At 35.3% G+C, this 14,441-nt stretch carries 15 protein-coding genes; 11 read left to right on the forward strand and 4 right to left on the reverse strand.

Translation table 11 applies throughout. From position 1 onward, the window contains the following. From ACM55F_RS06160 to ACM55F_RS06175, 4 genes are all read right to left on the reverse strand, one after another. Entirely contained in the window at positions 1–555 is a 555-nt protein-coding gene (locus ACM55F_RS06160) for a CopD family protein (protein ID WP_416852887.1), read from the reverse strand. Further along, positions 542–1,897, reverse strand: coding sequence for an MATE family efflux transporter (locus ACM55F_RS06165; RefSeq protein WP_416852889.1), 1,356 nt, complete (start codon positions 1,895–1,897; stop codon positions 542–544). Before ACM55F_RS06165 ends, ACM55F_RS06160 begins: the two co-directional genes overlap by 14 nt. Continuing rightward, positions 1,898–2,953: a ferrochelatase gene (hemH, locus tag ACM55F_RS06170; RefSeq protein WP_416852890.1), complete on the reverse strand. Its 1,056-nt coding sequence runs from the start codon at positions 2,951–2,953 to the stop codon at positions 1,898–1,900. A 95-nt stretch (positions 2,954–3,048) separates the two neighbouring features. Next, entirely contained in the window at positions 3,049–3,924 is an 876-nt protein-coding gene (locus ACM55F_RS06175) for a helix-turn-helix domain-containing protein (RefSeq protein ID WP_073209286.1), read from the reverse strand. 228 nt (positions 3,925–4,152) lie between these two features. Here ACM55F_RS06175 and hemA point away from each other — a divergent pair, with 228 nt between their 5' ends. From hemA to ACM55F_RS06230, 11 genes are all read left to right on the forward strand, one after another. Then, entirely contained in the window at positions 4,153–5,409 is a 1,257-nt protein-coding gene (gene hemA / locus ACM55F_RS06180; protein ID WP_416852891.1) for a glutamyl-tRNA reductase, read from the forward strand. After that, positions 5,409–6,326, forward strand: a complete 918-nt coding sequence (hemC, locus tag ACM55F_RS06185; RefSeq protein ID WP_416852892.1) for a hydroxymethylbilane synthase — start codon at positions 5,409–5,411, stop codon at positions 6,324–6,326. Before hemA ends, hemC begins: the two co-directional genes overlap by 1 nt. Continuing rightward, positions 6,326–7,009, forward strand: a complete 684-nt coding sequence (locus tag ACM55F_RS06190; protein ID WP_416852893.1) for a uroporphyrinogen-III synthase — start codon at positions 6,326–6,328, stop codon at positions 7,007–7,009. The genes hemC and ACM55F_RS06190 overlap by 1 nt, the downstream gene beginning before the upstream one ends. Positions 7,010–7,031: 22 nt before the next feature. Next, on the forward strand, positions 7,032–8,057 hold the full coding sequence (gene hemE / locus ACM55F_RS06195) for a uroporphyrinogen decarboxylase (RefSeq protein ID WP_416852894.1): 1,026 nt from the start codon (positions 7,032–7,034) through the stop codon (positions 8,055–8,057). A 145-nt stretch (positions 8,058–8,202) separates the two neighbouring features. Continuing rightward, positions 8,203–8,583 (forward strand): hypothetical protein, encoded by a 381-nt coding sequence (locus tag ACM55F_RS06200; RefSeq protein WP_416852895.1) that lies wholly within the window; start codon positions 8,203–8,205, stop codon positions 8,581–8,583. 83 nt (positions 8,584–8,666) lie between these two features. After that, positions 8,667–10,328 (forward strand): RNA-binding domain-containing protein, encoded by a 1,662-nt coding sequence (locus tag ACM55F_RS06205; protein WP_416852896.1) that lies wholly within the window; start codon positions 8,667–8,669, stop codon positions 10,326–10,328. Positions 10,329–10,392: 64 nt separating this feature from the next. Further along, complete coding sequence (hemF, locus tag ACM55F_RS06210; protein ID WP_416852897.1) at positions 10,393–11,301, forward strand: oxygen-dependent coproporphyrinogen oxidase; 909 nt, start codon at positions 10,393–10,395, stop codon at positions 11,299–11,301. 91 nt (positions 11,302–11,392) lie between these two features. After that, the gene (hemB, locus tag ACM55F_RS06215) at positions 11,393–12,385 is read left to right on the forward strand and encodes a porphobilinogen synthase (RefSeq protein WP_416852898.1); all 993 of its coding nucleotides are present in this window, start codon (positions 11,393–11,395) and stop codon (positions 12,383–12,385) included. Positions 12,386–12,485: 100 nt separating this feature from the next. Further along, positions 12,486–12,893 carry a c-type cytochrome gene (locus tag ACM55F_RS06220; protein WP_416852899.1) on the forward strand — a complete coding sequence of 136 codons (408 nt, stop codon included), beginning with the start codon at positions 12,486–12,488 and terminating at the stop codon, positions 12,891–12,893. Positions 12,894–13,108: 215 nt separating this feature from the next. Further along, positions 13,109–13,579: a methylated-DNA--[protein]-cysteine S-methyltransferase gene (locus ACM55F_RS06225; RefSeq protein WP_416852900.1), complete on the forward strand. Its 471-nt coding sequence runs from the start codon at positions 13,109–13,111 to the stop codon at positions 13,577–13,579. Between the two features lie 101 nt (positions 13,580–13,680). Beyond that, positions 13,681–14,394 carry a 3'-5' exonuclease gene (locus tag ACM55F_RS06230; RefSeq protein ID WP_416852901.1) on the forward strand — a complete coding sequence of 238 codons (714 nt, stop codon included), beginning with the start codon at positions 13,681–13,683 and terminating at the stop codon, positions 14,392–14,394. The last annotated feature ends 47 nt before the right edge of the window (positions 14,395–14,441 follow it).

Genomic DNA, 14,441 nt, shown 5'->3' on the forward strand with positions numbered 1-14,441 from the left:
TTAAGATTGATTTCTTTCTCTTATTTTTTTATAAAATTTAAACCCAAGCATAATTAAAATGGAGAAGAGAAAGATTCCAATTACACCGTAAATCCAGTTGACCGCATTTTTTAAAATTACTAAAAAAACTACTGCAAAAAGGATAATTGTCGCGCCTTCGTTCCACAAACGCATGAAATTTGTTGAGTATTTCACTTCGTCATTTTGCAATTGCTTGAATATTTGATGGCATTTTGCATGGTATAAATACAACACAAATACGAAGCCAAGTTTTACGTGCATCCAAGGCATTTGCAACCAAGAACGCCCTAAATCCGTAAAAAACAACATCCAAAAAGCAAAAATACTGGCTAAAACGGCTGATGGCCAAGTGATAATGTACCACAGGCGATAGGTCATTATTTTGTATTGTTTTTGTAAAATTTCTTTCTCTGGCGAAGGTTTTTGTGCCGCTTCAATTTGGTAAACGAACAAGCGAACAATGTAAAATAATCCTGCAAACCATGTAATTACAAAGATGAGGTGCAGAGATTTAAGGTAATTATAGTATTCCATCGTTAGTTTGAATCAGTTTTGTATTCATTTCTTTTTTTAGAAAATAGCCAGTCAATAGTGTTGATAAAATATCAGCAATTGGGAATGCAATCCACACTCCAAAAATACCTAAAAAATTTGGTAGAATCAGCACTAACGGAATCAGGAAAAATCCTTGCTTGCTTAAAGTCAAAAGCAATGCTTTTTTTGCCTTTCCCGCCGCTTGAAAATAAGCCGCACCAATAAGTTGAACGGCAATAATTGGCGAAGCCGCAAAAACCCAGCGCAACGCTTCCGGAGTTTGGGCAATCACGAGTGGATCTGTAGTAAAAACAGCGACTATAGGTTTGGCAAAAATTAGAATAACCACAAAAATAACAGTGGCTAAAAAGGCAGCATATTTTATCGAAAGCAGCACACTTTCTTCGACTCTTTCATAATTTCCTGCTCCGTAATTAAAACCTGCAATTGGTAGAAATCCTTGCGTAATTCCCAGAATTGGAAACAAAGCAAACATCAACATTCGGCTTATAATTCCATAAATTGCAACAGAATGTTCGCCACCGTGCGTGTATAAAGTATGATTCAGTATTATCGCTAAAATACTCACGACTCCTTGTCTTGAAAAAGTAACAAAACTCAATTCGGTTATTTCCTTTGCAATGGGAATATTGAATTTGAAATGTCTGGCTTTTAGTTTTAGTTCACTTTTAAAATAAAAAAACCATAACACAAATAAAAAGCAAGTGAGATAGGATATGGCTGTCGCCAAAGCAGCGCCAAACATTCCTAAATTCAAGTATTTTATAAAAATAATGTCTAATAAAATATTTATAAATGCGGGGATAATCATGGCGACCATCGCAAACTTGGCCTTGCCTTCTGCACGAATCACGTTGTTCCCCATCATGCAAAGTGCCAAGAACGGAACGCTTATAATTATGGGAATAAAAAATTCTTTTGCGGGTTCCATTATGGCTCCTTTCGCACCAAAAAGAAGCAGCATTTCGTCGCTGAAAAAAAGACCAAATAGCACAAAAACAGACGCCAATAAAAAAGTCATCATAATTTGATTGCCAAAGGTATGCAATGCTTTTTCTTTGTGATTCGCTCCCAATGCTCTGGAAAGTACAGAACCTCCGCCCACACCAATCGCCATTCCCAAAGAAGAAATCAAAAAGGTGATGGGCAAAACTACGGTTACCGCCGCAATGGCCAAAGAACCAATCCATTGACCCACAAATATGGTGTCAATTAAAATATTAACCGACATGAATAAAATTCCAATAGAAGACGGAACCGCCTGTTTTATCAAGAGTTTTTTGATGTCCTGAGTTCCTAACTCATCGGCGGTAACAGCCATTTAAGCGTTCATTTTTTCGGAGTCAACTTTAACGGTTGAAGAGGCGTTCGACCAATTCGTAATCCAATTGCTTACTGTTTTACACCAATCGTCACTGTCGTTCAAACACGGAATTGCTAAAAATTCCTCACCACCATGAGCTTTGAATTCATGATTGGCTTCCATGGCAATTTCTTCCAAAGTCTCCAAACAATCCGATACGAAAGCAGGTGTTACTACAGCAAGTTTTTTAATTCCTTTTTCAGGCATTTTGTTCACTTCCACATCCGTGTAAGGTGTCAACCATTTGTCACCTGCCAATCGGGATTGAAAAGTCTGGCTGTATTTTCCTTCTGGGATTCCTAATAATTTTACCACTTGTTTGGTCGTTTCGTAACATTGGTGACGGTAACAAAATTCATGGGCCGGTGAAGGTGTGCTGCAACAAGAGCCATCAATTTTACAATGTGATTTGGTAATATCCGTTTTGCGAATGTGACGCTCCGGGATTCCGTGATAGGAGAATAATAAATGGTCGTAATCAAAACCTTCTAAATGACATTTGATAGAATCGGCAAGGTTTTTTATATAATCAGGTTTGTTATAAAATGCAGGAACAATTGTGAATTTCATTTCCGGAAAGTGCTTTTTACGCAAGTCTTCGGCCAGTTCTAGTATTGTAGTTGTAGATGCCATAGCATGTTGTGGGTACAATGGAAAAAGCAGCACTTCATTCACCCCTTTATCATGCAATTCTTGTAAACCAGACAATAAAGATGGGTTTCCATAACGCATCGCTAAGGAAACGGGAACATCAACTAATTGCTTTACTTTGGCGTGCATTCTTTTGGAAATCACCACAAGCGGAGAACCTTCGTCCCACCATATTTTTGCGTAAGCGGCAGCCGATTTTTTAGGTCTTGTTTGTAAAATTATTCCACGAACTAATAATGCCCGTAACAAAAACGGAACGTCAATTACGTATTTGTCCATTAAAAATTCATCTAAATATGGTTTTACATCTTTAGGAGTTGGACTTTCCGGAGAACCTAAATTAACTAATAATACACCTTTCATGTTGTCTTTTTTTGTTGGTACAAAAGTAAATAAACTTACTTTTTTATAAATTGCGATTAACTATTTTTTATTGTTTAATATAAGAAATCAATTGTTTACTGCATATTTGGGTTGATTGACATCAAATATTTCTTTGGCGTAGTGGCAAATTTCTTTTTGAAGGCTGCGATGAAATGACTTCCGGTGCTGTAACCAATTTTCAATCCTACTTCATTTACATTATAGGAACCGCTGTCCAATAATTTTCGGGCAAAATCCATTTTGTAGTCAAATAGAAAACCATAAACGGTATCGCCATAAATTTGTTTGAAACCCATTTTTAGTTTCTTTAAATTCAAACCTATTTCATCAGCTAATTCTTGTAATCCGGGCGGTTCAGCCATATTGGCAATGATGATTTCTTTGGCTTTTCTAATCTTCATCACATTGTCTTCGTCTATTAAAAACGGACATTGTTCTGCATTTGGATCTTCGGTTCTATTGAAGTACAAACTCAGTAATTCGTATCCTTTTCCTTTATAGTACAGGTTTTTTATCGACGGATGCAAGCTGTAATGAAACAGTTGTGACAAAACAATTGCCATCGACGGGCTGATATTTCCTTCGTTATAATACTTTTTGTCCTTATTATCAGCGCTTAAAAAAGTAATATAATCTGCTTCTGTAGAAAACAAAGCATGAAACTTTTTGATGGAAATAATCACCGATATCACCCAAGAATTTGGCGCTAATTCCAGATTCAAAGGCAGTTCCTTTTGTGGATTGTACAAAAGCAATGATTTCTCCTCTTTCAGTTCTAATGCATAGTTTCCTTGATTAAAGATAAATTTTGCATTTCCTTTTAATCCAAAATGAAACTGAATCAATCCACTGCTCACTTCACGTTGGGCTTGAAAGGCATCGGTGCCGTCATTCTGAAAGCGAATTAAGGTAAAGTCATCTTCAATTTTTATAATTTCTTGAGAACCCATAGCGATGTTTTTTTAACGTAAAAATGATAATTATCAGGTTGTTTTATTTAGAAACACTCTAAATAGAGTAATTAAAAGCACCCGTTTCTGCTACAAAAATAAGGGTTTTTATAATAAAACAACGATTTAAAACTAAAAAAACACATAGCGATACAAAAAGTACTTCTAGCGTTACTTTTATAAATACTATAGTTCTAATTTTGTTTCACTTTCTTGAAAAGTGCAAATATGGAAAACAATAACACATCAAAGCATCACTATTTTTACGCAGTTGGATTAAGCTATAAAAAAGCAGATGCTGAGATTAGAGGTAAGTTTAGTTTAGACGCTGCTGCAAAAACGCGTTTGCTGGAACAAGCTAAGAATGAAGGAATAGAGAGTTTAATAGTCACTTCTACCTGCAACCGTACTGAAATTTACGGTTACGCGGAACATCCGTTTCAATTAATCAAATTAATTTGTGAGAATAGTCAAGGCTCTGTTGAATCATTTCAAAAGGTAGGTTTTGTCTATAAAAATCAGGAAGCGATAAGTCACTTGTTTCGTGTAGGAACTGGTTTAGATAGTCAGATTCTGGGTGATTTCGAAATTATCGCACAGATAAGAAATTCTTTTTCACAATCAAAATCATTGGGTTTAGCCAATGCTTTTATGGAAAGATTGGTGAATGCGGTTATACAAGCCAGTAAAAAAATAAAAACCGATACAGAGATTAGCTCAGGCGCTACCTCGGTTTCTTTTGCTGCGGTTCAATATATTTTTAAGAATGTAGAAGACATTGGAAACAAAAACATTCTATTGTTTGGTACTGGTAAAATTGGTAGAAATACGTGTGAAAATTTAGTAAAACATACTAAAAACGAACACATTACCCTAATTAATAGAACCAAAGAGAAAGCAGAGAAATTAGCCGGGAAATTGAACCTGATCGTAAAAGATTATTCTGAACTGCATTTGGAGCTACAAAAAGCAGATGTTGTTGTGGTAGCAACCGGCGCACAAAATCCAACGATTGACAAAGCGATTCTGAATTTGAAAAAACCAATGTTGATTTTGGATTTATCGATTCCGAAAAATGTTAATGAAAATGTGGAAGAAATAGAAGGCGTTACGCTGATTCACATGGATTATTTGTCACAACTTACAGACGAAACTTTAGAAAACAGAAAAAAACACATTCCTGCTGCTGAAGCCATCATCGAAGAAATCAAAGAAGAATTTATTACATGGACCAAAGGCAGAAAATTTGCACCGACAATCAATGCTTTGAAAGCAAAATTGAATGCGATAAAAACATCTGAATTGGATTTTCAAAGCAAGAAAATTTCAAATTTCAATGAAGAGCAAGCCGAAATAATCAGCAACAGAATTATCCAAAAAATAACGACTCATTTCGCTAATCATTTGAAAGATGATGATACGATGGTAGATGAAAGTATTGAATGGATTGAGAAAGTTTTCAAAATAGGAGCGACTACAAAATAATGAGCAAAATTATACGCATAGGAACCCGCGACAGCGAACTCGCGCTTTGGCAAGCCCACGCCGTTGAAAAAAAGCTAAATGATTTAGGGTATAAAACCGAAATTTTAGCGGTAAAATCACAAGGAGACATTATCCTTGACAAACCACTTTACGAATTAGGAATCACAGGAATTTTTACTAAAACATTGGATATCGCTATGATAAATGGCGATGTTGATATTGCGGTGCATTCCATGAAAGATGTTCCTACGGCTTTGCCAATAGGAATTGTGCAGGCTGCCGTTCTGGAAAGAGCGAATACGTTGGATATTTTAGTGCACAAAGGAGACCTTGATTTTCTTAATGGCGAAGGTACAATTGCCACAGGAAGTTTGCGTCGTCAGGCACAATGGCTCAATAAATATCCCAATCATAAAGTAGTTGATTTACGTGGAAACGTAAACACCAGAATGCAAAAATTGCAGGACAGCGATTGGAACGGAGCTGTTTTTGCGGCAGCAGGACTGGAAAGAATCAACTTGAAACCTTCCAATTATATTGATTTGGATTGGATGATTCCGGCACCGGCTCAAGGCGCAATGGTAATTGTGGCTATGGCAAATGATGATTTTTGCAGAGAAGCCGTTTCTGAATTGAATGATATTGATACTGAAGTATGTACACATATCGAAAGACAGTTTTTAAAAACACTCGAAGGCGGTTGTACGGCACCAATTGGCGCTTTAGCAGTTTTTGTAGAAGATGATATTTTGTTTAAAGGCGTTTTGTTTTCTATCGATGGTAAGCAAAAAATAGAGATCGAAAAAACTGTTCCGATGCAAGAATGGAAAAAATTAGGCTTTTATTGCGCAAAAGAAATTTTAGAAAATGGCGGAGCAGAATTGATGACAGAAATTAAAATTAATTTGAAGAAATAATGAGCCAAACAAGCATTTTATCCACCAAAACATTGTCGGCAGAACAAAGGCAAGTATTTCTTGACGCTAATTTTGATCTTTTAGAACAAGATTTCATCGAAATTAAAAACAACCTTTTTGAACTGAATACAATCAACAACAACTTAATTTTTAGTAGCCAAAATGCTGTTTTAAGTTTGATAGAACAAAACGGTTGGGAAGTTTTAAAGACTAAACCTGTTTTTTGTGTAGGTATTAAAACCAAGGAATTACTTGAATCGCATGGCTTTACAGTGGATGTTTATTTGGATTACGCATCTGAATTAGCCGAAATAATCACTTTAATTTACAATAAAGAAAGCTATACTTTTTTAAGCGGAAATTTGCGTAAAGAAACTTTGCCTGAAGCATTAAAAAGCGCAGGAATAACTTTTAATGAAATCGAAGTTTATCAAACAACACTTGCGCCTTTTAAAATATCAGACCAAGAAAATTTTGACGGAATTCTGTTTTTTAGCCCATCTGCCGTTGAAAGTTATTTGACAAATAATAAAATCAAGAATGAAGTTTGTTTTTGCGTAGGCACTACTACAGCATCAGCATTAGAAACAAAGAAAATTAAAAACATAGTAATTGCCGAAACACCAACTATCGAAGAGGTAATTTCGGAAGTTATTGAATATTATAAAACGGAAAGCATCTAGCAATCTGCTAAAATTTAAATACATGATTAAGAACGACCTATTTTTAAGAGTACTAAAAGGAGAAACAGTACAACGTCCACCAGTTTGGATGATGCGTCAAGCGGGAAGATATTTACCTGAATTTATTGCTTTGCGTGATAAATATGATTTCTTCACCCGTTGTCAAACTCCGGAATTAGCTGCTGAAATCACCGTACAACCAATACGAAGAATTGCCCCGGATGCTGCGATTTTATTTTCGGATATTTTGGTAATTCCACAGGCCATGGGAATTGAAGTGTTGATGAAAGAAAATTTTGGTCCGTTTTTACCAAATCCTATTCGTACGATTCAAGATGTAGAAAAAGTAATCGTTCCAGATGTAAATGAAACATTAGGATACGTTTTTGACGCTATCAAATTGACCAAAGAAATGTTGAATGATGAGGTGCCATTAATTGGTTTCGCAGGTTCTCCTTGGACAATTATGTGTTATGCCGTGGAAGGGAAAGGTTCTAAAAGTTTTGATATGGCCAAAGGATTTTGTTTCCAACACCCAGAAGCTGCGCATGTTTTATTGCAAAAAATCACGGACACCACTATTTTATACCTAAAAGAAAAAGTAAAAGCAGGAGTAAATGCCGTGCAAATTTTTGACTCTTGGGGTGGAATGTTATCTCCAGTGGATTATCAGGAATTTTCATGGAAATACATCAACCAAATCATTGAAGCTTTAGCTGATGATGCACCGGTAATTGTTTTCGGAAAAGGATGTTGGTTTGCGCTTGGCGAAATGGGGAAAAGTAGAGCGTCTGCGTTAGGAGTTGATTGGACTTGTTCTCCAAGAAATGCAAGATACTTGTCAGGTGGAAACATCACGTTACAAGGAAATTTTGATCCGTCAAGATTGTTATCACCGATTCCAACCATCAAAAAAATGGTTCATGAAATGATTGACGAATTCGGAAAAGACAAATACATCGTGAATTTAGGTCACGGTATTTTACCAAATATTCCTGTGGATCATGCGAAAGCGTTCATTGATGCGGTGAAGGAATACAATCAATAGTAAACATTGTTCAGAAAACTGGACTAAAGTCCAGCCTTGCAAAATGTACCGAGCCGATGGCTCTCAGAAGTACGTAAAAGTTCCATAGGAACGGCGTGTCTTGTAGCAACGGATTTTAATCCGTTGAATAATAAATAATTAAACAATGCTAAACAAAGGATTACGAGACCAGGAAAGTATCCGAATAGACAATGTACTAAAGACGTTGCTTTCCATAGTTTTTGTGCCTAAGTTTTGGAATTTAGAAGATAAAACAAACATAGAAGATCAATTGAAAGACTTTGGATTAAACATTCAAAGTCTGATTGATTGTAATGAAAAGGATTTAATTACACAGTTGTTACGTTGTCATTTGGACTGGAATCAGCTGGAGCAATTTGCCGATTTTTTAGTGATTGCTTCGAAAGGCAATCCGTTTGATTTTTCTGAAAAAGCAATTGCCATTTACAATTATATTCAGCACGAAAGCAGAATGTTTTCGTTTGGAATCAATAGTAAAATAGCTGCTGCAAAAGCAAATTTATAAAAACGTTGATGAAATCGATTATTTGCTTGAATTGAAAACTAGATTTGCTTCTCTATATTTGTAATTAACAAATGCACAAAACAATGACTGAAAAAGAATTACATGATTATTTAAAGACAAACTATCCAATCGAAAATGAAAAATGCGAGTGGAAAGAATTTAAGTCTTTAAAGAATTCTGTTTCAGGAGCTGCTGGTAGTGATATAATCTCCTATATTTCTGCCATATCCAATATGCAAGGTGGAAATTTGATAATTGGAATTCAAGACAAAACCTTGAATATTGTAGGAATTCAAGATTTTGCCGGTTATACAATTGAAAATATTAGATTTAGAATTAATGGAAATATTACTAATCTAAACGTAGAAGCATTTAGCGTTCAAGAATTCATTACATCTGACACCAATAAAGTGGTTTGGATTTTCCATATTCCAAAACATCAGTTCAGGTTACCGGTTTATGCTAATAAAAAAACTTGGCAACGTATTGATGATAATTTGGTCGAAATGACCAAAGCAAGATTGGATGCAATTCTTGAGCAAGTTCAGGTTAACAAAGATTGGTCTAAAGTAACTATTCCAGAAGCAACTTTGGAAGATTTAGATTCAGAGGCTATAAAAAAAGCCAGAGTTGAATTTAAAAAAAGAAACCCTAAATATTCAGATGAAGTTGACAATTGGAATGATTTAGATTTTTTAAATAAAGCAAAACTTACCATTAAAGGAAAGATAACTAGAACGGCTCTAATTCTTTTAGGAAAAGATGAATCAGAACATTATTTAGGTTCTTCCGTAAAAATTAGGTGGAATCTAAAAACGATTGATAATCAAGATAAAGATTTTGAAATATTTTCTATTCCATTCATATTATCAGTTGATGAAGTTTATAAAAAAATTAGAAATTTAAAATACCGCTATTTACGAGATGGGACGTTATTTCCAGATGAAGTATTGCGATACGAGCCATTTATTATAAGAGAATCTTTAAATAATGCTATTGCGCATCAGGATTATTCTAAAGGGGCAAGAATTAACGTTGTCGAATTTGAAGATGATCATTTAGTGTTTTCTAATTATGGCTCATTTTTACCAAAGTCAGTTGAGGATGTGGTTTTGAATGATACGCCGGAAGAAGTGTATAGAAATCCCTTTTTAGTTGAAGCAATGAAAAATTTGGATATGATTGAAACCCAAGGAGGAGGAATTCGAAAAATATTTAACTTCCAAAAACAAAGATTTTTTCCTTTGCCAAATTATAATTTTGAAGATAATAAAGTTAAGGTAACGATAACGGGTAAAATTTTAGATGAAAACTTTGCTAAAATTATTATCAAAAATTCAAACTTAGGCTTAGACGAAATCATTTTGTTGGACAAAGTTCAAAAACACAAAGAAATTTCAGAAAATGAATTTAAACATCTAAAAAAATTAAAGTATATTGAAGGGGGTAGACTTAATTTTTACTTATCATATCAAATTATTGAGTCTACAAATGATGAAAATTTACAAGCTGAATATTTAGCTAATCGTAGTTTTGACGATTCTCATTTTAAAGATATGATACTTGAATGTCTTAAAAAATGGGGAAAAACGAAACGTAATAAAATTGATAACTTAATTATTCCTAAATTATCAACTGCTCTCTCGGAAGAAAAGAAAAAAAACAAGGTTACTAATTATCTTTCTGCATTAAGAATGGAAGGTAAGATTGTCAACACGCCAGGGTATTTTTGGGAAATTATTTAAATACTTTTTAAACACTTTTAAACACTTTTAAACACTTTTAAACACTTTTATATTGTTTTCAAAAATGAAAGAACAATTCTATTCCTACATACAAAACCTTCAAGATCAAATCTGTAAAGGATTGGAAACAGTTGAAGGTCAAGCCAAATTTCGAGAAGACCTTTGGGAACGTCCGGAAGGTGGCGGCGGAAGAACCCGCGTGATTGAAAACGGAAAAGTTTTCGAAAAAGGCGGTGTCAATATTTCAGCAGTTCACGGGAAATTACCGGAAGCCATGCAAAAAATGTTCAATGTAGGGGAAGCTGATTTTTTTGCCTGCGGATTGAGTTTAGTTTTGCACCCAAAAAACCCAATGGTCCCTACGGTTCATGCCAATTGGCGTTATTTCGAAATGTACGATGACAACGGAAATGTAATCCAGCAATGGTTTGGTGGCGGACAAGATTTAACACCATATTATCTGTTTGAAGAAGATGCAATTCATTTTCATCAAACCTGTAAAACCGCTTGTGACAAACATAATCCCGAATTTTATCCAAAATACAAGAAACAATGTGATGCCTATTTCTGGAACGCACATCGTAATGAAGCACGAGGAATTGGCGGATTGTTTTTCGATTATTGTAAAGCAACTCCAGAGATGAGTATGCAAGATTGGTTCAACTTTGTAACCGAAGTGGGCAATAGTTTCCTAGAAGCGTATGTCCCAATTGTAGAAAAAAGAAAAGATTTACCGTATACTCCAGAACAAAGAACGTGGCAGGAAATCCGTCGCGGTCGTTATGTGGAGTTTAATTTGGTACACGACAAAGGCACTTTATTTGGACTAAAAACCAACGGAAGAATCGAAAGTATCCTGATGAGTTTACCGCCTCATGTCCAGTGGGTTTATGACCATCACGCTGAAGCTGGTAGCAAAGAAGAAAAATTAGTAAACGTATTAGAAAATCCGAAAAATTGGATTGCAGGTTGATGATTAACGATTTTTGATTTCAGATTTTCTGTCATCAACATTTCGTTTTAAATCATAAATCAGCAATCGCTAATCTAAAATCATAAATCATATGTTCCCATTACACAGAGGCAGAAGATTAAGAACAAACGAATCGATTAGAAGTTTAGTTCGTGAAACAAGTTTAAGTCCGTCGGATTTTATGTTTCCTATGTTTATTGCTGAAGGTGAAAATGTCCAAGTGGAAATTCCTTCCATGCCAGGAATATTTCGTCGTTCGATTGATTTAACCGTAAAAGAAATCCGTGAATTATTCGATTTAGGGATTCGTGCGGTCAATATTTATGTAAAAGTCAGTGAAAATTTAAAAGACAATACAGGACTGGAAGCTTGGAACCCAAACGGATTAATGCAAAATGCCATTCGTGCCATTAAAGCGGCTTGTCCGGAAATGATTGTAATGCCAGACGTAGCTTTGGACCCCTATTCTATTTATGGTCATGACGGAATTATTGCTAACGGCGATGTAGCAAACGATTCAACGAATGATGCTTTAGTGAAAATGGCCGTTTCTCATGCGCAAGCCGGAGCCGATTTTGTAGCGCCATCGGATATGATGGACGGACGCGTATTGCGTTTGCGTGAAGGTCTGGATACTGCCGGTTTTCATAACGTGGGCATCATGAGTTATTCTGCAAAATATGCTTCTGCATTTTACGGGCCGTTCCGTGATGCGTTAGACAGCGCTCCTGTTGATGCCACTGAAATTCCAAAAGACAAGAAAACCTACCAAATGGATTATGCGAATCGCATTGAAGCCATCAAGGAAGCATTGTGGGACGTAGAAGAAGGCGCCGATATGGTCATGGTAAAACCAGGAATTGCGTATTTAGACATCGTTCGCGAAGTCAAAAACGCGGTAAATGTGCCTGTAACAGTGTATCACGTTTCGGGAGAATATGCGATGATCAAAGCCGCTGCCGAAAAAGGTTGGCTGGATCATGATAAAATAATGATGGAGCAATTAATGTGCATCAAAAGAGCAGGAGCAAGCTTGATTTCGACTTATTTTGCTAAAGAAGCAGCCATACTTTTGAACAAATAAAATTCAGATTTTTTGATTCTAATAATTTTAATTCTTTTTTTGTTTTTAATTCCAAAAAATAAATTATTTTTGAAAAAACTATAAAACTAAAAAAACTAAAATGAAAAAAGTATTAATAATTGCAATTGCATTTTTAGCCTTTTCTTGTAAGAAGCAAGAAGCAGAACCAACAGAAAAAAAAGCTGAATCTGAAGCCACAGTCTCTGAAGGAATGCAAGAAGAAATTCAAACACCTGAACAATTAGGAGAGGCCCTTTTTAAAGGAAAAGGAACCTGTGCTTCTTGTCATAAAGTAGATACAAAACTAATAGGTCCAAGTTTACAAGACATTGCTAAAATTTACAAAGAGAAAAATGGTAACATCATCACTTTTCTAAAAGGAGAAAGCGAGCCTATAGTAGATCCAGCCCAATATGACTTGATGAAACCAAATATCGTCCTTACAAAAACGATGACCGACGAAGAATTAAAAGGATTAGAAGCGTATCTTTATTCAACTTTGAAATAGAAATTTTTATTTAGAAGCTAATCCCGCTATCATTCCAATCTTTTCTTTTTTAAAGAAAAAAAGAAAAGGATTTTCCCTTCTATCGGGGCTAAAAAACAAAAACCATTCGTCTCAGCGAATGGTTTTTGTTTTTCAATAGTTTTTAAGTATTTATTTCTTTGTGGACTTTGTACTTTCTTACCAAACTTTGGGGTTAAATTAATTATATTTATCAAATGGAAACAGCTCACATCAAAACCCCTTTAGGAATCGCAACTATTATTGGAGATGAAAGTGGGATTTCAGTAATTTCAGTTGCCGAAGAAGGAGTAGTTTCAAATAGTATTTCAGCAGTTTTGCAAGAAGCCGTTACCCAACTCAACGATTATTTTGAAGGCAAACGAACTCATTTTGACTTTGCGCTCAATCCAAAAGGTACTGAATTTCAACAAAAAGTCTGGAAAGGATTACTCGAAATTCCATTTGGAAAAACCTGTAGCTATATGGATTTATCCAAAAAACTGGGCGATGTCAAAGCCATTCGAGCCGTCGCTTCTGCCAACGGGAAAAACCCGCTTTGGATTGTTGTTCCGTGTCACAGAGTCATTGGAACAGATGGTTCATTAACAGGATATGCAGGCGGTTTGTGGCGAAAAAAATGGTTATTAGAACATGAAAACCCAACGACACAACAAAGTTTGTTTTAAAATAGACTTCTTAGATTTTTAGACGGTTAGACAAGTTAGATTTTAAAAGATCAAACAAGTCAATAAGTTAATAATCTAAAATGTCTAACAAAATCTAAAAAATGATAGAAAAAATAAACCTCAATAACATTCTGTTCCTCGACATAGAAACCGTTCCGGAAGCGGAAGATTTTAATGCTTTGGACGCCGAAATGAAAGATCTTTGGGAACATAAAACCCAGTATCAGCGCAAAGATGAATACACACCTGAGGATTTTTACGACCGTGCGGGAATTTGGGCCGAGTTTGGGAAAATTGTTTGTATTTCGGTGGGTTATTTTACCATCAAAGGCGATATTCGGAATTTTAGGGTGACTTCTTTTTTTGGAGAAGAAAAGAAAATATTGCTCGATTTCAATAATTTGCTGAACAATCATTTCAATCAGCCGCAACATGTTTTGTGTGGGCACAATGCCAAGGAATTCGATATTCCTTTCCTTGCCCGACGTATGATTATCAACCAAATTGCCATTCCTAACAAGCTGAATTTATTTGGAAAAAAACCATGGGAAATTCCTCATTTAGATACCTTGGAATTATGGAAATTTGGCGATTATAAACATTTTACTTCTTTAAAATTGATGTGTAAAGTCCTCGGAATTCCTTCTCCAAAAGGCGATATCGACGGTAGCCAAGTAGGACATGTTTTTTATGTGGATAAAGACATTGACCGAATTGTAACCTATTGCGAAAAAGACACCATTGCCGTGGCGCAAATTTTCTTGAGATTACGTAGAGAAGAATTGTTGATTGAGGAGGAGATTATTCATGTATAAGCATTCCGTTATTGTCATTGCAATTGATAATTGAAATTGTTATTGAT

The sequence above is a fragment of the Flavobacterium melibiosi genome (assembly GCF_048158545.1).
GTDB classification, from domain to species: Bacteria; Bacteroidota; Bacteroidia; order Flavobacteriales; family Flavobacteriaceae; genus Flavobacterium; species Flavobacterium melibiosi.

What these genes read in the sequence shown, in the direction of transcription:
- hemC (WP_416852892.1), top strand. Translation starts at nt 5,409, where the DNA reads ATGAGCAAAATTATACGCATAGGAACCCGCGACAGCGAACTCGCGCTT.
- ACM55F_RS06175 (WP_073209286.1), bottom strand. Translation starts at nt 3,924, where the DNA reads ATGGGTTCTCAAGAAATTATAAAAATTGAAGATGACTTTACCTTAATT.
- ACM55F_RS06220 (WP_416852899.1), top strand. Translation starts at nt 12,486, where the DNA reads ATGAAAAAAGTATTAATAATTGCAATTGCATTTTTAGCCTTTTCTTGT.
- ACM55F_RS06190 (WP_416852893.1), top strand. Translation starts at nt 6,326, where the DNA reads ATGAGCCAAACAAGCATTTTATCCACCAAAACATTGTCGGCAGAACAA.
- ACM55F_RS06205 (WP_416852896.1), top strand. Translation starts at nt 8,667, where the DNA reads ATGACTGAAAAAGAATTACATGATTATTTAAAGACAAACTATCCAATC.
- hemA (WP_416852891.1), top strand. Translation starts at nt 4,153, where the DNA reads ATGGAAAACAATAACACATCAAAGCATCACTATTTTTACGCAGTTGGA.
- ACM55F_RS06225 (WP_416852900.1), top strand. Translation starts at nt 13,109, where the DNA reads ATGGAAACAGCTCACATCAAAACCCCTTTAGGAATCGCAACTATTATT.
- hemB (WP_416852898.1), top strand. Translation starts at nt 11,393, where the DNA reads ATGTTCCCATTACACAGAGGCAGAAGATTAAGAACAAACGAATCGATT.
- ACM55F_RS06160 (WP_416852887.1), bottom strand. Translation starts at nt 555, where the DNA reads ATGGAATACTATAATTACCTTAAATCTCTGCACCTCATCTTTGTAATT.
- ACM55F_RS06230 (WP_416852901.1), top strand. Translation starts at nt 13,681, where the DNA reads ATGATAGAAAAAATAAACCTCAATAACATTCTGTTCCTCGACATAGAA.
- ACM55F_RS06200 (WP_416852895.1), top strand. Translation starts at nt 8,203, where the DNA reads ATGCTAAACAAAGGATTACGAGACCAGGAAAGTATCCGAATAGACAAT.
- hemE (WP_416852894.1), top strand. Translation starts at nt 7,032, where the DNA reads ATGATTAAGAACGACCTATTTTTAAGAGTACTAAAAGGAGAAACAGTA.
- hemF (WP_416852897.1), top strand. Translation starts at nt 10,393, where the DNA reads ATGAAAGAACAATTCTATTCCTACATACAAAACCTTCAAGATCAAATC.
- hemH (WP_416852890.1), bottom strand. Translation starts at nt 2,953, where the DNA reads ATGAAAGGTGTATTATTAGTTAATTTAGGTTCTCCGGAAAGTCCAACT.
- ACM55F_RS06165 (WP_416852889.1), bottom strand. Translation starts at nt 1,897, where the DNA reads ATGGCTGTTACCGCCGATGAGTTAGGAACTCAGGACATCAAAAAACTC.